The 16,476-nt window shown below is 26.1% G+C and carries 19 protein-coding genes, 11 tRNA genes, 1 rRNA gene and 1 pseudogene; 9 read left to right on the top strand and 23 right to left on the bottom strand.

Annotation, left to right across the window (positions count from 1 at the left end; genetic code table 11):
- Window positions 1-264: 264 nt before the first annotated feature.
- From BHE82_RS02440 to BHE82_RS02405, 9 genes and pseudogenes are all read right to left on the bottom strand, one after another.
- On the bottom strand, window positions 265-543 hold the full coding sequence (locus tag BHE82_RS02440) for a hypothetical protein (RefSeq protein WP_071345656.1): 279 nt from the start codon (window positions 541-543) through the stop codon (window positions 265-267).
- Window positions 544-1,204: 661 nt separating this feature from the next.
- Window positions 1,205-1,468, bottom strand: a pseudogene (locus BHE82_RS02435) (IS3 family transposase); the annotation flags it as partial.
- A gap of 491 nt (window positions 1,469-1,959) precedes the next feature.
- On the bottom strand, window positions 1,960-2,274 hold the full coding sequence (locus BHE82_RS02430; protein WP_011160778.1) for a single-stranded DNA-binding protein: 315 nt from the start codon (window positions 2,272-2,274) through the stop codon (window positions 1,960-1,962).
- Window positions 2,268-2,915, bottom strand: coding sequence for a sigma-70 family RNA polymerase sigma factor (locus BHE82_RS02425; protein ID WP_042067970.1), 648 nt, complete (start codon window positions 2,913-2,915; stop codon window positions 2,268-2,270). The genes BHE82_RS02430 and BHE82_RS02425 overlap by 7 nt, the downstream gene beginning before the upstream one ends.
- 48 nt (window positions 2,916-2,963) lie before the next feature.
- Window positions 2,964-3,212 carry a hypothetical protein gene (locus BHE82_RS02420; protein WP_071345655.1) on the bottom strand — a complete coding sequence of 83 codons (249 nt, stop codon included), beginning with the start codon at window positions 3,210-3,212 and terminating at the stop codon, window positions 2,964-2,966.
- Between the two features lie 64 nt (window positions 3,213-3,276).
- A complete protein-coding gene (locus BHE82_RS03060; protein ID WP_257608397.1) occupies window positions 3,277-3,858 on the bottom strand; it encodes an ATP-binding protein in 582 nt (193 codons plus the stop codon).
- A gap of 306 nt (window positions 3,859-4,164) precedes the next feature.
- Window positions 4,165-4,305 (bottom strand): hypothetical protein, encoded by a 141-nt coding sequence (locus BHE82_RS03245; RefSeq protein WP_180365496.1) that lies wholly within the window; start codon window positions 4,303-4,305, stop codon window positions 4,165-4,167.
- Window positions 4,306-4,391: 86 nt separating this feature from the next.
- On the bottom strand, window positions 4,392-5,276 hold the full coding sequence (locus tag BHE82_RS02410) for a hypothetical protein (RefSeq protein WP_071345653.1): 885 nt from the start codon (window positions 5,274-5,276) through the stop codon (window positions 4,392-4,394).
- A gap of 147 nt (window positions 5,277-5,423) precedes the next feature.
- A complete protein-coding gene (locus BHE82_RS02405; RefSeq protein ID WP_071345652.1) occupies window positions 5,424-6,080 on the bottom strand; it encodes a hypothetical protein in 657 nt (218 codons plus the stop codon).
- A gap of 735 nt (window positions 6,081-6,815) precedes the next feature.
- Here BHE82_RS02405 and BHE82_RS02400 point away from each other — a divergent pair.
- Entirely contained in the window at window positions 6,816-7,535 is a 720-nt protein-coding gene (locus BHE82_RS02400) for a DUF2963 domain-containing protein (protein WP_257608395.1), read from the top strand.
- A gap of 144 nt (window positions 7,536-7,679) precedes the next feature.
- Here the strand turns inward: BHE82_RS02400 and BHE82_RS02395 are convergent, their stop codons facing one another.
- Both BHE82_RS02395 and BHE82_RS02390 read right to left on the bottom strand, forming a co-directional pair.
- Window positions 7,680-8,195, bottom strand: coding sequence for a hypothetical protein (locus BHE82_RS02395; protein WP_180365495.1), 516 nt, complete (start codon window positions 8,193-8,195; stop codon window positions 7,680-7,682).
- An 882-nt stretch (window positions 8,196-9,077) separates the two neighbouring features.
- Window positions 9,078-9,290, bottom strand: coding sequence for a hypothetical protein (locus tag BHE82_RS02390; protein ID WP_011160837.1), 213 nt, complete (start codon window positions 9,288-9,290; stop codon window positions 9,078-9,080).
- A 391-nt stretch (window positions 9,291-9,681) separates the two neighbouring features.
- Between BHE82_RS02390 and BHE82_RS02385 the strand changes: the two genes are divergently transcribed.
- From BHE82_RS02385 to BHE82_RS02350, 8 genes are all read left to right on the top strand, one after another.
- On the top strand, window positions 9,682-10,263 hold the full coding sequence (locus BHE82_RS02385) for a hypothetical protein (protein WP_071345650.1): 582 nt from the start codon (window positions 9,682-9,684) through the stop codon (window positions 10,261-10,263).
- A gap of 387 nt (window positions 10,264-10,650) precedes the next feature.
- The gene (locus tag BHE82_RS02380) at window positions 10,651-11,349 is read left to right on the top strand and encodes an ABC transporter permease subunit (RefSeq protein WP_071345649.1); all 699 of its coding nucleotides are present in this window, start codon (window positions 10,651-10,653) and stop codon (window positions 11,347-11,349) included.
- On the top strand, window positions 11,342-12,088 hold the full coding sequence (locus BHE82_RS02375) for an amino acid ABC transporter ATP-binding protein (protein WP_071345648.1): 747 nt from the start codon (window positions 11,342-11,344) through the stop codon (window positions 12,086-12,088). Before BHE82_RS02380 ends, BHE82_RS02375 begins: the two co-directional genes overlap by 8 nt.
- 202 nt (window positions 12,089-12,290) lie before the next feature.
- Window positions 12,291-13,205 (top strand): transporter substrate-binding domain-containing protein, encoded by a 915-nt coding sequence (locus BHE82_RS02370; protein ID WP_071345647.1) that lies wholly within the window; start codon window positions 12,291-12,293, stop codon window positions 13,203-13,205.
- Window positions 13,206-13,207: 2 nt separating this feature from the next.
- Window positions 13,208-13,942, top strand: a complete 735-nt coding sequence (locus tag BHE82_RS02365) for an ABC transporter permease subunit (protein ID WP_071345646.1) — start codon at window positions 13,208-13,210, stop codon at window positions 13,940-13,942.
- 226 nt (window positions 13,943-14,168) lie between these two features.
- Complete coding sequence (locus BHE82_RS02360; RefSeq protein WP_307876254.1) at window positions 14,169-14,540, top strand: restriction endonuclease subunit S; 372 nt, start codon at window positions 14,169-14,171, stop codon at window positions 14,538-14,540.
- The gene (locus BHE82_RS02355) at window positions 14,524-14,778 is read left to right on the top strand and encodes a hypothetical protein (protein WP_071345644.1); all 255 of its coding nucleotides are present in this window, start codon (window positions 14,524-14,526) and stop codon (window positions 14,776-14,778) included. Before BHE82_RS02360 ends, BHE82_RS02355 begins: the two co-directional genes overlap by 17 nt.
- 97 nt (window positions 14,779-14,875) lie before the next feature.
- Window positions 14,876-15,061, top strand: coding sequence for a hypothetical protein (locus BHE82_RS02350; protein WP_071345643.1), 186 nt, complete (start codon window positions 14,876-14,878; stop codon window positions 15,059-15,061).
- A gap of 217 nt (window positions 15,062-15,278) precedes the next feature.
- Here the strand turns inward: BHE82_RS02350 and BHE82_RS02345 are convergent.
- The 12 genes from BHE82_RS02345 to rrf form a co-directional block, all read right to left on the bottom strand.
- A tRNA-Phe gene (locus BHE82_RS02345) sits at window positions 15,279-15,354 on the bottom strand.
- Between the two features lie 2 nt (window positions 15,355-15,356).
- Window positions 15,357-15,432 (bottom strand) — tRNA-Asp (locus tag BHE82_RS02340).
- Window positions 15,433-15,437: 5 nt separating this feature from the next.
- Window positions 15,438-15,514, bottom strand: a tRNA-Met gene (locus BHE82_RS02335).
- A gap of 17 nt (window positions 15,515-15,531) precedes the next feature.
- A tRNA-Ser gene (locus BHE82_RS02330) sits at window positions 15,532-15,622 on the bottom strand.
- A 7-nt stretch (window positions 15,623-15,629) separates the two neighbouring features.
- Window positions 15,630-15,706 (bottom strand) — tRNA-Ile (locus BHE82_RS02325).
- A 1-nt stretch (window position 15,707) separates the two neighbouring features.
- Window positions 15,708-15,784: transfer RNA gene (locus BHE82_RS02320), tRNA-Met, on the bottom strand.
- Window positions 15,785-15,822: 38 nt separating this feature from the next.
- Window positions 15,823-15,898: transfer RNA gene (locus BHE82_RS02315), tRNA-Ala, on the bottom strand.
- A 4-nt stretch (window positions 15,899-15,902) separates the two neighbouring features.
- Window positions 15,903-15,988, bottom strand: a tRNA-Leu gene (locus tag BHE82_RS02310).
- Between the two features lie 66 nt (window positions 15,989-16,054).
- Window positions 16,055-16,130, bottom strand: a tRNA-Lys gene (locus BHE82_RS02305).
- Between the two features lie 7 nt (window positions 16,131-16,137).
- Window positions 16,138-16,213 (bottom strand) — tRNA-Thr (locus tag BHE82_RS02300).
- Between the two features lie 52 nt (window positions 16,214-16,265).
- A tRNA-Val gene (locus BHE82_RS02295) sits at window positions 16,266-16,341 on the bottom strand.
- A gap of 25 nt (window positions 16,342-16,366) precedes the next feature.
- Window positions 16,367-16,475, bottom strand: a 5S ribosomal RNA gene (gene rrf / locus BHE82_RS02290).
- Window position 16,476: the final 1 nt, after the last annotated feature.

The raw sequence follows: 16,476 nt of genomic DNA, 5'->3' as shown, positions 1-16,476 counted from the left end.
TTAATCGCCTACAATATTCAAGGATAAAATTTTTTCAAAAATAGGATTTGGTTTAGTTTGTCTTTGATTTCTTTGATTCCAATATTTGGTAAAAGTATCTTTATCATAAAAATAATCATATAATTTTTCGTATTGTTGTCTAGTTTCTTTTTCACAAGTTTCTCTTTGTTTGTCTTGTTGTTTTTTGGCTTGTTTATGTCTTTTAAAAACTTCATTTTCTTGGGCTGGTTCTGGTTTATATGGTAATTCTTGTTGTTCTTTTGGTTAGTTTGTAGTTGGTTGGGAGGCTTCGTTTGGTTTGGGAGTTTCGTTTGGATTTGGAAGTTGTCTTTGAGGAGGTTGTTCTAAATTTTGTGGAGTTGGTTGGTTTTGAGGAGTTGGAGGATTTAAAGGATTTGGAACTTCATCAGAAAAGACATAACAACTAATACTTATTTTTAAAAAGATTAATGCAAAAAAGAAAGGAAAAAGCCAATACTTATAAAAGATAATATAATTATTATTTTTAGTAATAGTTTTTTTGGCAATAAGGTAATTATCCATATCAAATTAACCTCCTTTTAAAATATTTTCTTCAAGTTATGTTAGAGTATAAATTGTAAATATTATACCATAATAATTGATTTTAAAAGCAATATTTTTTTAATAAATTATTGTTTTTTTTGTACGTCTTCGTCAATAAGTGGTCCTCGTGTTCCTAAATGATTATTTATTTCTTCGTTATATAAAGAATTATTTATTTTTTCCAATGCCTCTTTAGCTTCTTGGCTTAAATTATTATTGTTTAAATAATCTTGTCTATGACCAAAATATTCACCAAAAGCTTCTTCTAAATCAGAAATTAAATTTCTGAATGTCCATGGAAACCTTGAGCTGTTCCGATTTTTTAGACATATTTTAATTTCAAAATTACTCTTTAAGACTAAAAAATTAATAGATAATTACATATCTTTTCAAACTAAAGAAATATTTTTTTCATTCTAAAAAGTTTCTAAACATTTTAATAATTCTTTAGTTTCAAAAGATATTTTTTTAAAATATTTTATCCTTTCACTATATATTTAAGTAAAAAAAGTTAAAAAATCCCATATAAAATGAAAATATAATTATTTTTTTACGTAATTATTTTATTTGGGTGAAAAAAAGGTGCAAAAAAGTAACCTCTTTTTCAAGGCTAAACATTAAAATAAATTAAAAAAATAATTTATATAAGATTTTGGCAATATTGAGAAGGAGATGAATAATTTAATTTAGCTAAAATCCATTGATTGTTCCAAAAATTAGGGAAATAATTGATTATTTTTTTAACTTTTTCGGTTGATTTTTGAAATAAAAAAGGATGTTGGTGTTGTAAGATAGTTTTCATTTGTCCAAAAAAATTTTCAATTACAGCGTTATCACGCGGAGTAGCTTTTCTCGACATGCTGATTAAAAAACCTTTTTTTGTTAAAGTTTGTTGAACGCTTTTTATTAGACTTGTTTTTCCACTCCCGTCAAGTCCTTCGAATATAATTAATTTCATTTTATGCTCCTTTTTAAAAATTTGGGTATAAAAAAAGACTCTCGTGATGAGAGTCTTAGTTAACTTTTATTTTGTTTAATTTTCTTAAAATGTTGCTATCCTAAAAATTAATATTAAGCAAACGCCTGTAAAAAAATAAAATCAATCAATTTATTTATAAAATGAGAGATAAAAAATGTACAAAATAAGTGCAAAAATAAAGAAGAAATATGTGATGACAAAATATAAAAAAGAATACAAAATGACAAAGATTTAAAAAACAAAGATAATATTTTTATTAATAATTTCATATTTTTTTCCTTTCAAGAAAATTGGATATATTGGGTTATTGAGGTTTTATTTACCTCAGCTATTGATTTAATTAATTCTTTTTTATTCATATTTTTTTCTCCTTTTTTTATAAAAAAGTCCCTTTTGGGGACTTAATTTTTTAAATATTATTTAGTTTTGTTGTCTAAAAAGATGACGTTTTGGATAATTACTTTGGTGGTGGTTCGCGTTTTACCTTCGTTTGTGGTATATTTTTGGATGGATAATGCGCCTTCTGCATATATTTTTGAACCTTTATTTAAATATGTACTCATGTTTTCAGCTTGATTACGAAACACTACACAAGGGATGTATTGCACTTTATCTTTATTGTTAATTGCTAAATTGAAATCTATTTTAGGTATTTGTTCGTTGTTGCTATTGATATATTGTTTTTCTAGGTTATGAGCGATATTACCAATTAATTGAACTTTATTTAACATTTTTTATTCTCCTTATTTTTATAATTATCTTTATTATTTGGACTTATTTTTTGAATAGCGATATTTTTGATTTTTTCTATTTGTCTTAAAGTTAATTTTAGTTTTTGGGCGATTGCATGATTGGTTAGGGGTTGTTGATTAGGTTCGTTTTTGTTTTCTAGCGAGATACCAAAACTTAAACAAATAACATTGAATTCATTTTTACTTAGTTTAGTTTTTAGTTTTTTTATTAATAATTCATGTTTTACTTGTTTTAGCCATAATTGATGCGGATTAAGGATTTTATCCCAATTAGGTTGTAGGTATTTTTCTTCTTTAAAACTGATATTGTTGTGTTTGGTAGTTTTTTGGGGGATTGAAGGTGAATGGCTTTTTCTTATTAGTTCATTGATTGCAAATTTTATTTTCGGGGTTGTGTAAGTAACAAAGTCATAGCCTAAATCTTGGTAATTATTTAGGGCTTTGATTAATCCTAAAATCCCTTCTTGATATAAATCTTCTTTAGTTAAAACTTGAGGGTAATATTTAAATTGATAAACTAGTTTTTTTACTAAAGGTAAATGAAGTTCGATTAATTGATTACGAATTTCTAAATTCTTTTTATTTTTTAAAAAATCTTTAAATAATTTTTCTCTTAACATTTTATTCCTTCCTAAAAATATTTTTAGAAAAGATATGAAATTATTTTTTTAGTCTTGAAAAGAAAAAAAGACTAACTTAATAGTTAGTCTTAAAGAATTTTTAAAAAGTAAAAAGTGTCTAAAGTTTTGGAACACCTCACCTGCTTTATTAGCAGCATTAGTAATTAAGTTTTCTAATTTTCTTCCTGATAAAAGGTCAAAGAAATGTTTTTTAATACCTTCTAAAACTTCTATATCATATTTAGGTTTGCCATTTTGGTCAGTTGGAGGAAGATATTGGGCGCCTGCTTTTTTCATTTTTTCAAGTCTTTCATTTCTATCAACTACATTATTAACAGGGTCTAAGTTGCCATAAAATATTCTATGGCTCCAATTTTTGTGCTACCTCTAACACTTTTTTAGCAACGGCAGGAATAACATAACCATGTTCTATGGCTTCTGCAAACATTTCTGGATGGTCTAGGGAATAGTTGAAATTGTCAGCAATAACTCTTAGATAATCATAATTGTTTTGATTAATTTTGTAAAGTTTTGCCATAATACGTAAGAATCCAATTCTTCTATCAGGTTCGATGTTTCCGATGTATACAGGTTCTAGACGAGAAACGATGTCAGAATCTATTTTTCCTAAGTGATTAGTTGCAGCCACAAAACAAATTGGTTTATCAGGATCTGTTTTTACACCATCTAATTCAGCTAAGATTAAAGCGGTTTTTTTAGCATCACCTGGTTCTAAAAAGTCTTTAGAATCTCTTGCTTTAATAGTTTCTTCGGCTTCATCTGCAAAGACAATTGAAGGACTATTTTTTCTTGCTTTGACAAAGATTTTTTCTATTTCTTCCAAAGTGTGAGCGGGATTAATAATATAGGAATTTAGCTGAGATTCTTTAGCAAAACATTCAGCTAAAAGAGTTTTACCAGTTCCTGGAGGTCCATAAAAAATAACTCCTCTAGGAAGTTTGGTAGGCTTTCCTTTTTTTCCTAAATTATATTTATGTTTAGTTCTTAGGTCAAAACGGTCCCCTATTTCTTTTAATTTTTGAATGGGTTCTTCTAATCCGAAAATACAACTATAAGGTTTAAAAATTTCAAAATTAATTCTGGAGGAGTAAGCACATCTAATAAACCAGATAAAGAATCGGAGTTCATAGCAGAAACATTGGATGAATTATTTTGGGATTGGTCGTCGTCTTCATTGGGATTTTTAGGTTTTTTAGGTTTTTTTCTTTCTTGTCTGGTTTGGGATTTCCTAGAAAATTAGAATCTGGAAAGGGTCGTTTATAAATTGATTTTCATGATCATTTTTAGTATGATTTAATACCAAAGCAACAACTGCTACTTTTTGCCAATGTTCTTTAAACAAATTTACTTGATTATTTTGTGTTAACATGGTTTTTTCTTTTCTATTTATTTTATATCTTTTATATCTTTATATTTGTATTTCAAATGTATATTGTCCTTGTGAAGAAATAGTTCTTAAAAGCTATATAAATTTTTCATAGGGTTTTTTGTCTTTTTTTGGGGTGTGTTAGGTTCTAAACAATATTGATCTAAATTAAGATATTGACAATTAGGATTGAATTTTTTTATATTATCCCAATTATTTAATTCAGGTTCAGATTCAGATTTATTTTTATTAAAAAATTGATTTTTTTTAAAAGTTTGTATAAATGCAGGTTCGGGTTTAGATTCGTCTTCTTGAAATTCTTCATCCATAAAGATTTGTTTGAATTTATTTATAAATGCATTTTGTTCTTGTGGATTTCTAATTGGTGGTAAATAACGGTCATTTGCTCTGTCTTGCAACAATTTATCGAGTTTATCGTTTTGCAAGTTTTTACTTTGTAGGTTTGGTTCTTCTTTTTCAAATTGATGTTTAAGTGATTCATCTTTTGAAAGAGAATCAATTATATTTAAAAATCTAACTGTTTTAGAAAATAAATCATCATATTCAAAAGAAGGTTTTTTTCCTTTATTTGCTTTTTCAATTCCTTTTAACATTGACATTAAAGAAATAAGATGATGTTGAGTTTGATAAAAAGTATTTTCTAAATATAGAATAGAATTTTGGTCTGCAAAACAATTATTTTTTATTTCTTCTTTTTTATAGTCTAATAAATTTTTTAATTCAAAGTAATATTTACTTATTTTTTTAATAGCTAATAAAAGATATTTAGTTTTAATAAGGGTTACTTGAAATAATAAAGCATCTCTTTCTTTTTTAACCATAGGATAAAAAGTTGTTTTAAATTCGCTGTCTATACAATTTTTCCATTGTTGACAAGTTTGACATTTTTTTAAACATTTTATTTGTGATTCTAATTCTTTTATTTCTTCTATTAAATTTTTGTGTTCTTTCACTAAAGGACTTAAGTTTTCTTGAAGATTTGTAATTTAAGTTTGAATTGGGGGAAATTCGTTATTTGTAATATTATTGATTTGAGTTTGATTAGATTGAACGGCGCTTTGTATATTTCCAATTCGTTCTTGAATATCACTATTATTCCTTTATTCTAAATTGCTTTCTGAGTAATTTTGTAATGTAGAACTTGGTTCGTTTTGGATTTGATTTCCCAAATTTGTAATTTGTCCTTGCAAAGTAGTATTTTTATTTTTTAAAGTTTCTAAATTGTTTTCTAATTGTGTTTTTTTGCTTTTTGCTTCTAATTCTTGATTTTTCAAAGGAATTATTTGATTATGTAATTCGTCTTTATTATTTACTTTTTGATTCTTTTCTATTGTTAAATTCTCTATCTTTTCTTTATTTTGAGCTTGTTTATCTTCAATATAATCTTTTCTTTTTCTTTCCAAATAATCAGTTTCTAATTTATTTTTAGGAATTTCATTAAAGTTATTTTTAATTATTTCATTATCTAATTTACTTATTTTTATATTATTTTCTTCTAATGATGTTTCTTCTAAAATATCATTGACTTTATTAATAGTTTGTTCTACATTTAATTTATCATAATCCAGACTAAATGTTTCTGGTGTAACAAAAGGATATGGGGGATTATATGTAGTTTCTAAATGGGTTTGAGGTAGTGTTTTTGTTTTTTTAAACCATCCAAAAGGATCAATAATAAGAATAGCTAATAATACAAATAAAAATCCAGATATAATTACAACTAGACATAATAATTGTTTTTGTTTTTGTTGTGTCACTTTTAAAACAACTGCCTTTCTTCTTTATCCTAAATAAGAAATTGTTTTTTATTGTAAAAATGTAAAAATAATAAATTTTTAATATGATGATCAGTTTCCAAAAGATAAACAATTTAAAATGTTTAAAAACTTATAAAGATCAATTTAGCTATTTTTGCAGCATTTGGAAAAACTTAGATATTATGCAAGCCAGTTTATAAATTAATATAGTGAAATTATTACTTTTACATAAAAAAAACCCTTTCTTTTATTTTTGTTGTATATTAAGTATTGATAACTTAAAAATTTGCAAATATTAATTATAATTATAAAATTACTTATAAATATACTTATATCTATTAATTTATAAATATACAATTACAAATAATATTTTTAATCTAATTTTTAACAAATAACAAATAAGAAAAAAAACAAATTGTTAATTAACTATATTTTAACATCAAAAAAAACAAAAAATATGCTTATTTATTTTAAATATTTGTATTTTTCCATCAATTTACAAATAAAAACTGCTAAAATATTAAAATATTGAGTAATTTTAAAAGTATTGATGCAAATAACAATATATGTTGTATAATAAGAGTACTTATTTGTAATCTATGATTTGTGCTTTTGGTTTTAAGATTTAAAGATTTAGCAATGATAATTTGGCAATTTAGCAATTTTATAATTTTATAAATAAGTTGTAGCATAAATGGGGTTTGATAAGTTATAACAAAAAAGAAAAGTAATTTTATGAAATTTGTAAAAAAAGAAACAAAAGACCAAAAAGAAACAACAACTCCCAAAGAACGCAAAGACAAACACAAACACAAACAAAAAAAGCATAAATGGCAATTAATTCACATATTGTGCCTTATTTTAATGGTTATTATAATGTTTTTAAGTAGTTTTATTTTATATAACAAAGAACGCAAAGATAAAATATTTACTCAAAAAGAAGAATCAACAAAACTACCAAATCCGATTATCCAAGAAAATAAACCAAATAAAGAAAATAATAATGAAATAGTTAACCAAAATAAATTAATTTCAAACGAAAATAATTTAATTGTTACAAACTCAAACGAAAATACCCAAATGATAAATATATACGATTCAATAACAAACAATTTAATCAAAAAAACTACTTTTTACCCCAATCAAAAAACTATTAATTTCATTGAAAAATACAACCCCCAAACTAAAAAATGCCTCCAAATAAAACACTTTACACAACAAGGAACTTTATTTTGTGTCATATATCTTGATCAAAATACTAAAAAAATAACAAAAATAATTTATTACCAAGACAATAACAAAATAGACAGTGAAGCTAAATATAGCCTTCAAACTGGAAAAAAGATTTCTCATACTTACTATCTTAAAAACGGCATTGATATTGATTACATAGATAAATACAACGAAAAAGAAGAAATTTCAGAAAAAATCCATTATATTGTTACAAAATACTAAACTAGTTTTGTTCCTTGAAAAAGCCCCAAAATAAAAAAAGACCAACTTTGAAGTTGGTCTTTATATTATCATAAATATTTAATTTTGGGAAATTTAGTCTTGATTTTAGTAAAAATAATATTTATAATTTTAAAAAACTAATTGTTATTTTGTGTTTGCAAAATTTTGAAAAATAAAATACAATATCAAAACAACAAATAATAAAATAAATATTACAAAGAAAAAAAATAAAAAACTATTGGTTACATTAGAATTATTATTTTGAGAAGTATCAAAATCACCACCAGAAGTATTAGAAGAACCGGAACCACCTGAAGGAGTTAAAGGATTTTGATCTTTTAAAATATTAAATTGAGCATTTAATTGATCTACATGAACTTTTTGATCTTTTAATTTTTTAATTCCACCCAATTGTTCTAAAGCTTCTTGTACTTTTGCATCTAAATTAGATGATTCATCAGAAACACTGCTTTTTGAATCTTGTTCATATATTGCATCATTTAATGTGGATATTGATTTCATATATGAAAAAATATTTGTAATTTTGTCTAAAACATTATCGTACTCTTTAGAAACTTCTCTAAATTTTAATTTTTTTGCTGTCAATATTTCAAATGATGTTAAAATACTATTAACATCTGTATTAAATTCTTGTACCAAAATATATATTTGTTCCAAATAATCAATTACTTGTTGTTGGGCTCCTACTTCTTTTTTTTTAATTAAACCTAGGATATTTATAAAAATGGAATCATTTAAATATTTTTGAATTTCTGTTTGATTATTAACTGCTAATTGATTAATTTCAGTTTTGATTTGAGTAATTATCGCGATAGAAACAAAACGCCTTAATTATTAGCTAATAATTAGGTTTTTTTGAGCCTCGCACAACACCGTACAAGCAAGTTTCCAAGCATACAGCGTTTATATAAAATATATTTCTTCTTTCGCCTTGTATTTGGTTTTCCCAAATTCCTTGGTAAGTCAGTCCACTTATGCATTCCAGCTAAGCTTTGAATTTCTTACGACTACTACGATTCTGCTTTTTCCTTGAGCCTAAACACTTAAGTTTATTTTAGATGCTTTTATACTTTTATCAAATAACTTTCTTTTAGCAAATAACTTTTAGGAAGATAGAAGTTACTCTAATTTCTTACCTTAATAGTTTTAGGAGAGATAACCACAATTAATATACAAAAATAAAAAAATTATGTGGTTGTGGTGGTTTTAGGTTTAGCAATTTTGCTTGCCACTTAAATCAATAAGTGTTAGTAAATTTTATATACGCAAAAAATATATAAACTGCCCTAAAATATAAGGTATCAACTGTTTTTCCTTATAGCTACTGCCCATTTTTTTCTCTTAGGCTTATTGCAAAGCTTTTCCATGACTATTTTCAACTCGCAAATCCAAACGATAAACAGTTTCTCGTTTTTTTGCTTTTATTTTCTGCTATAATCTATCTTGCTTTCACAAAATAGACCAAAAATATGTTGTACTGCATTACTAATTGCAGTTGTAAGTGGTTAATTTACTAAGAAATTAGGCATCTTTCTCGCCCTTTTGCAATAAATCTTGACATTGTATTTTTATTTGTTCTGTTTGATTCTCTTTAGTTTCAATTAGAGTTATCACGTTTTCAATATCATCATCTTGGTCAGCAAAAATTAAATAATTGTGATTTAAAAATAGCAAAATAGCCCAAAAGCCAGCAAATATTAACAGTTTTGCTTTATGTTTTTTGAGTTTTACCATAATTTATATATCACCTGCTTTCTTTATATGATTTTATTTCCAACTTAACATTGAAATAAAATTTAAAAAATTAAAAAGGCAAATACAAAAATAGAAAATAAATAAATTTTAAAAATCATCTTTGTAGAATCATCAAAAAATGTATTTATTCTCATGCTAATTATAACACAAATTAAAGTTAAAAAATGTAATATTATAATAAAATCACTGCATTTTATTCAATTTTAACAAACTAAATCTCGATTAAAAATTAATTAAATATTAAAAGAATAATTAATTCAGGTCATTTTAAAACGGTTTTTTAGATACAAAACATTTAAAGTATGATATAATAAACCTACAAGATGATAGTTACTTTAAGTTTGTATATTTTAATTAGGAGGTTTTATAATTGTTAAAAAAATCAATTAAAAATAATTATTTAATTTTCTTGATAGTAATTACATTTGTGTTTATTTCATGTTTCTTATCAGCATTTATTCCAAGTGCTTTTGCAGATGACAAAAAAGATCCAAAAGAAAAAACAACTCCTGTATCTGAATCACCACAATCACAAGGACCAAAATTAGAGGTAGTAAATTATAATTTATTTCAAAGCATTCAAGATTCTTTAAGTACAAAAACATCATTATCATGTTCTTACGTGGCTTACAAAACAAAATTATATTTAAAAACCAAAAATCCTAAATCTCAATCTGAAGTTGGAACACTTGTAGAGTTTCTATATTCTAGCGTTCTAGGAGTTGATTATTGGGAAGATGTAGAAGTAGAAAGTTTTGATGCATGCACATATGATGATAATAATACAAAAGCAAGTTTAATAAGTATATTAACAACGATTTTTAAAGAAGCTAAAACACTTTTAGTCAATGTAGATGAATCTTGTCTTCCTTTAGTAGAACAATTAAGTGATAAACTTTTTGCAAGTTGGATACAAGATGCAATAAAGAATCTTTGGCCAACTACAACTTAATAAAAAAATATTAAAATTATAAATTAAATTATTGAAAACAACCATTTACGGCATTCCCGTAAATGGTTTTTATTTTATCAATTTCATTTCACAAAAATATCAAAAAACAATAATTATGTAAAAAAACACCATAACCAAACAAATAATGTGTTATAATAAAGACATTAAAACTTAAATGAAATATTTTTTCTTTTGAAAAAAATTAATAAATTTAATAACTATTAAATTAACTAATTAACAAAGTGAATTTTAAAAAATATTATGAAATTTATTATCTTACATCAAAACAAAAGAAAATAACAAATAATTTAAGTAAAATTGTATAAAATTATATCAAAAAAAATACAATTAAATATACAAAAAAGGAAGAAACTGTGGAACGATCCTATGAAAAACTGCTATAATTTATTTATAAATAATCTACCCTCATATTGGAATGTAATTTGTACTACTATAAGCCTTGCTTTTTTAGGAACATTAGGGGCTTTTTTGTTATCTTTATGGCTCCTTTATATCAAAGGAATCAGAAAAAAGAAACGGATAAGATTTTATGAGAGATATTTTTACAAAACAATAGATATTATCTTATATTTTTATATCTTTTTTGTTAAAAGTGTCCCTATGATGTTACAAGCAATGCTTGTTTTTTATGGACTTAGAAGAACTGGTTATTTTGAATGGTTAGAACCTTTTCAAGCCGCACTATTTATCCTTATTTTTAATTCTTGCGCTATGTTAGCAGAATTTATGATTAAAAATATGTCCTTTTTTGACCCTGGTCAAATTGAGGCATCCCTAGCTTTAGGAATGACTCGCAAGCAAGCTTTTAAACACGTTATATGTCCTCAAGTAATCCATCAATCTTTACTACGAATTATCAATGAATTTATTCTAAATATCAAAGATATTTGTGTTTTTTATGTAATTACAGTTGTAGATATTTTTACTTTTAGCAAAAACAATTATAGAACATCAAATAATTTTGGTTTTTTAATAAACGCATCTTTAATATATATAATTTTAATTTTCATCTCTTCTTATCTTTTAAAAAAATTAGAAACCAAATTAGGTAATAAAAATGCATAATATCATCGAAATTACAAATCTCCAAAAAAAATATGGAACTAAAGTTGTTTTAAAAGACATTAATTTAAAAATCAAACAAAACGAAATTATTACTTTAATAGGGCCTTCAGGAGCTGGTAAATCTTCTCTTTTAAGATGTCTTAATTTATTGGAAGAACCTGATTTTGGCACTATTTTATTTGAAGGCACAAATATCTTAAATCCAAAATATAATGTGTATAATTTAAGAAAAAAAATTGGCATGGTTTTTCAACATTTCAATTTATTTGCCCACAAAAATGTCTTGAATAATTGCACTTTGGCACTCATAGAAGTGTTTAAAAAAAGCAAAGAAGAAGCACAAACAATAGCACGCGAAAAATTACAAAAAGTAGGACTCTTAGATGTAGCATCTCAAAGCATTCAAACACTTTCAGGAGGACAAAAACAACGGGTTGCAATTGCAAGAACCTTATGTATGAATCCAGAAATAATTTTATTTGATGAACCTACCGCTTCTTTGGATCCACAATTAACTAAAGAAGTTCTTGATATTATGACTAATTTAACTAATGAAAAAATAACTATTATTTTAGTAACTCATGAAATTGCATTTGCTCAAAAAATTTCTGATAGAATTGTTTTTATGGCAGATGGCATAATTTTAGAAGAAGGAACTCCACAACAAATCCTTAACAACCCTCAAAGTGATAAATTAAAAACTTTTCTCAAAGATGCTTCTTTTAATAAATACAAATGATTCAAAAATAATAAATTTAAAATAGGCAAGCCAAAAAGAAAAAATATAATCAAAAAAAATATTAAATAAGGCGTTTTAATAAAAACGAGTAAATAACAAAAGTGATAATTTTATAATTGACTAAATAAATATTATAAGTATAATTTTTTTAATTACAAAAACTTTTATTAATAAAAAATATAATCCCAAAAGAGGTAATAAAATGAAACAGAATAAAAATTTAATTATTAGTTTAGTTGTTGGTGCTTTTGTAATTTTAGGCATAATAGGAGGAATTGTATGGCGGCAACTAACAAAAGATAAAACAACTACTCAAACCACCCCAACCGAAGAAATTGCATTAAATGGCGATTTAGTAGTAGGAACGGAACTTGAATACGCTCCTTTAGAATGGGTTACTATGGGAAACAACGAACAATACAAAGACCAAATACATCCTATTCAAGGAAAAAAAAATGGATTTGCTTGTGGTTATAATGTAGCAATTGCTAAAAAATTAGCTAAAAAGTTAAGTAAAAAATTAATTATTAAAAAAATAGATTTTGATGGATTATTTAATGCTTTAACAAGTAATGAAGTAGATTTAGTTATTGCAGGACATACCAAAACCCCTGAAAGAGAAGAAACAGTTGCTTTTTCAGAACCTTATCATTTTGGATCAGTTAAAGTTATCTTACACAAAGATTTAAAAGATTCTGCACACGAAAAAAAAGCAAAAATGATAAGCGATCATCCTCAAGAATTACAAGATTTAAATGCTTTTAATTTAGGATTGCTAGAAAAAACAATTGATGGTTATATTTTAGAATCTGATTTTGCAGAATTATTTATATCAAAAAATCCAAAATTAGCAAAATCAGTTCCAAACATCGATAACCAATTAATGGAAAAAATCAAAGAATATTATGACTCAAACCCTCAACTTACAAAAGAAGAATGCCAAACTTTCCAAAACACCAAACAATCACATATAGCAATCAAAAAAGAAAATGAAAAATTAACAAAAGAGGTCAATAAAGCATTAGAAGAACTACATTTTACACAAGATAAACAAACAACTCAAGCATTAAAATTAAAAGCTGTTCAATATGCAAAAGATGAAAATGCTAATTTATAATAATGTCAAATATTTTTAATTGGTTTAATTTATTACAAAGATTATTAAAAATATATTATCCATTATATAAAGAAGGCTTTGAAACCACATTTAAAATTGCTTTCTTTGGTACCATAGGAGCTTTTATAGTATCTTTATGTGTGCTTTATATTAAAGGAATCATAACTCTTAATAAACATACAAAAATGAGTTTAAAAAAACAATATTTCTTTAAAATACTTGATAAAAGCATTAATGTTTATATTTTTATTATTAAAAGTATTCCTATGATGTTGCAAGCAATGTTTTTTCATTTCGGACTCAAAGGAACTGGTTATTTTAAATGGTTAACTCCATTGCAATCTGGTTTATTTGTAATTATTTTTAACTCAGCTGCTTATCTTGCTGAAGTTATGATTAAAAATATGGAATTTTTTGACTCTGGACAAATTGAAGCATCATTATCTTTGGGGATGACACAAACACAAACCTTTAAAAAGGTTGTTTGTCCACAAGTTGTTCGTAAATCTTTATTAAGAATTTCTAATGAATTTATTGTTAATATCAAAGATAGTAGTGTTTTTGGAGTTATTGGCATAAATGAACTTTATAATGCAGGAAGCACAGTAAACACATCTGTTGCAAGTGCAAATGCAAAAATATTGGCTTTAATAGTGCCTATCTTTGTTTATTTAGTTTTGGTGTTATTAGTTTCTTTGTTATTGAAAAAAATAGAAAAAATAAGTGATAGAAAATAAAATTATGTGCAAAAACATAATTTTATTTTTCCATTTGTTTATATAATATTAATAGTGAAAGTGTAATTTAAAAAAGTATATAAATATTATTAAATATTTTGCTTTAATAAAACAAAGATAAAAAAGATAAAATATTTAATAATGTAGATATATTTATAAAAAGTTCAATCATAAAAGAGAGGTAAAAAATGTCTTCTAATAAAAAAAATATAAAAAAAATAAATTCATAAAAATTGATTCTGGAGAGAAAAAACCTCCTAAAAGTCCAAATGGTAAATACCCAATAATGGGAGAAAATAAAAAAACATATTCAAAAGGTAAAAGTGAAAGAGCAAATCAAAACGCAGGAACTATAACCATAGGAAGAGATAGCGGATATGTTCATTATCACGAAAAACCTTTTTGGGCATTGAGTAATTGTTTTATTATAAATACAAAAAATATAAAAGATTTAGAATATCAAACTTTATATAAATTATTACAAAAAAATCAAAAAGGCATTAAAAATTTAAAAAACTTAAATAAAAAAGGTAAAAATATTAAAACCAAAGATTTAGAATTTTTTTTGAACAATATATTAAATGTTTTTTTTAAGTAACATTTCTTTGCAAAAATATTTTACAATTAAAATATTCAGGGAGAACATCAAAAAACCTGAACCATCTGGCAAATACTTATGGACCCATGGAGGAAAAGGACAAAAAAAGGAATATTGTAATAAATATAATACAGGCTCTTATAGCGTAACAATTACAAGAGGAGGAAAACAAAAAAATATTTGTTATCACAATGAACCTATTTTTGCCACTAATAATTTTTTTTGTAATGATGTGTAAAACCGAAACTATATGTAAACATTTATATAACTTTCTAATACAAAAGCAAGAAGAAATTAATAATTTTAGTTGTGTCCTGAATGCAAATCCATATTATATGGGAAGTAAAAATGATCTGCTTTTTTATCTACAAAATTTTCCTTCATATTTGGAAAATTTAGAAAAACAAACCAAAGAACCTAAGACTAAAGAAATAATAGAAAAAACAATCAAACAAATAGATAAAATAAAAAATGAACTTTTAGGACATTTGGAACAAATCAAAAATGTAGACGAATGTTAATTTTAAGTTGTATTTATAATTTATATTAATAAAAAAACTACCCCAAAAGGTGGTTTTAATTTTATATTCTGTAGTCTCATATGGAAATAATTTTAAAATAGTTATAATATTTAATAAAAGACAATATAAAAAGATAAAAGTAGCCTTTTTGGGGCTACTCATTTGTTTATTTGGCTTAAGAAAGATATAGTTAAAAAAATAAAATCAGAAAATAATATGGTGGCTCCGGACAGAATCGAACTGTCGACACGAGGCTCTTCAGGCCACTGCTCTACCGACTGAGCTACAGAGCCTATGGCGGTCCGGACGGGACTTGAACCCGCGATCTCCTGCGTGACAGGCAAGCATGTTAACCACTACACCACCGGACCAATTTTGGTTGCGGGGATAGGATTCGAACCTATGACCTTCGGATTATGAGCCCGACGAGCTACCAAACTGCTCTACCCCGCGGTATAATATTTAATTGATGGCGGAGGAAGAGGGATTCGAACCCCCGCGTCCTTTCGGACCTCTCAGTTTTCAAGACTGACCCCTTCAACCGGACTTGGGTATTCCTCCAAAAAAATGGTGGACCCGGTAGGATTCGAACCTACGACCAACCGGTTATGAGCCGGTAGCTCTGACCAGCTGAGCTACAGGTCCATGGTAGCGGCAGAGGGATTCGAACCCTCGACCTCACGGGTATGAACCGTACACTCTCGCCAGCTGAGCTACACCGCCATCATTTTAAGATTAATATATTAATGTTAATGTTTTTATGGTGGAGCTTAGCGGGATCGAACCGCTGACCTTCTGTGTGCAAGACAGATGCTCTTCCAGCTGAGCTAAAGCCCCAAAATGGTACCTGGAGTCGGACTTGAACCGACACGGCTATAAACCATGGGATTTTAAGTCCCACGTGTCTACCGATTCCACCATCCAGGCAAACATATAAACATTTTTCTTATTTTGTATAAAAATAAAAAAAGAAAAAGAAAGATTAATAAAAAATGGTATCCCGTGAAGGAGTCGAACCTTCGACACCTTGATTAAAAGTCAAGTGCTCTACCAGCTGAGCTAACGGGACAATAAAGTGGTGCCAAAAACAGGAATCGAACCCGTAACCTACTGATTACAAATCAGTTGCTCTACCTATTGAGCTATTTTGGCAATAAAATTATTGTTTTTCTATAAAAAAAGAATAAAAAAAATAGTAATTGTTTGGTAGAGGATGAGGGACTTGAACCCCCGACATTCTGCTTGTAAGGCAGACGCTCTCCCAACTGAGCTAATCCTCTTTTTTATTCTTTTTTATAAAACAAACCTTGGCACTCCCTATCTTCACTCAATAAAGAACTATTGTCAGTACTAAGGACTTAACTGCTGTGTTCGGGATGGGAACAGGTGTTGCCCCTTAGTTTTATGCACCAAGG

Origin of the sequence: Rice orange leaf phytoplasma (genome assembly GCF_001866375.1) — a bacterium.
Taxonomy (GTDB): Bacteria; Bacillota_I; Bacilli_A; order Acholeplasmatales; family Acholeplasmataceae; genus Phytoplasma; species Phytoplasma asteris.
The sequence above is the reverse complement of the archived record's forward strand: the minus strand, read 5'-3'. Positions and strand labels throughout refer to the sequence as shown.

Coding starts and splice junctions, on each gene's coding strand:
- BHE82_RS02430 (WP_011160778.1), bottom strand. CDS start 2,274: ATGTTAAATAAAGTTCAATTAATTGGTAATATCGCTCATAACCTAGAA.
- BHE82_RS03245 (WP_180365496.1), bottom strand. CDS start 4,305: ATGTTAACACAAAATAATCAAGTAAATTTGTTTAAAGAACATTGGCAA.
- BHE82_RS02365 (WP_071345646.1), top strand. CDS start 13,208: ATGTCAAATATTTTTAATTGGTTTAATTTATTACAAAGATTATTAAAA.
- BHE82_RS02370 (WP_071345647.1), top strand. CDS start 12,291: ATGAAACAGAATAAAAATTTAATTATTAGTTTAGTTGTTGGTGCTTTT.
- BHE82_RS02420 (WP_071345655.1), bottom strand. CDS start 3,212: ATGAAAAAAGCAGGCGCCCAATATCTTCCTCCAACTGACCAAAATGGC.
- BHE82_RS02350 (WP_071345643.1), top strand. CDS start 14,876: ATGGGAAGTAAAAATGATCTGCTTTTTTATCTACAAAATTTTCCTTCA.
- BHE82_RS02440 (WP_071345656.1), bottom strand. CDS start 543: ATGGATAATTACCTTATTGCCAAAAAAACTATTACTAAAAATAATAAT.
- BHE82_RS02375 (WP_071345648.1), top strand. CDS start 11,342: ATGCATAATATCATCGAAATTACAAATCTCCAAAAAAAATATGGAACT.
- BHE82_RS02425 (WP_042067970.1), bottom strand. CDS start 2,915: ATGTTAAGAGAAAAATTATTTAAAGATTTTTTAAAAAATAAAAAGAAT.
- BHE82_RS02355 (WP_071345644.1), top strand. CDS start 14,524: ATGTTTTTTTTAAGTAACATTTCTTTGCAAAAATATTTTACAATTAAA.
- BHE82_RS02380 (WP_071345649.1), top strand. CDS start 10,651: ATGAAAAACTGCTATAATTTATTTATAAATAATCTACCCTCATATTGG.
- BHE82_RS02390 (WP_011160837.1), bottom strand. CDS start 9,290: ATGGTAAAACTCAAAAAACATAAAGCAAAACTGTTAATATTTGCTGGC.
- BHE82_RS02400 (WP_257608395.1), top strand. CDS start 6,816: ATGAAATTTGTAAAAAAAGAAACAAAAGACCAAAAAGAAACAACAACT.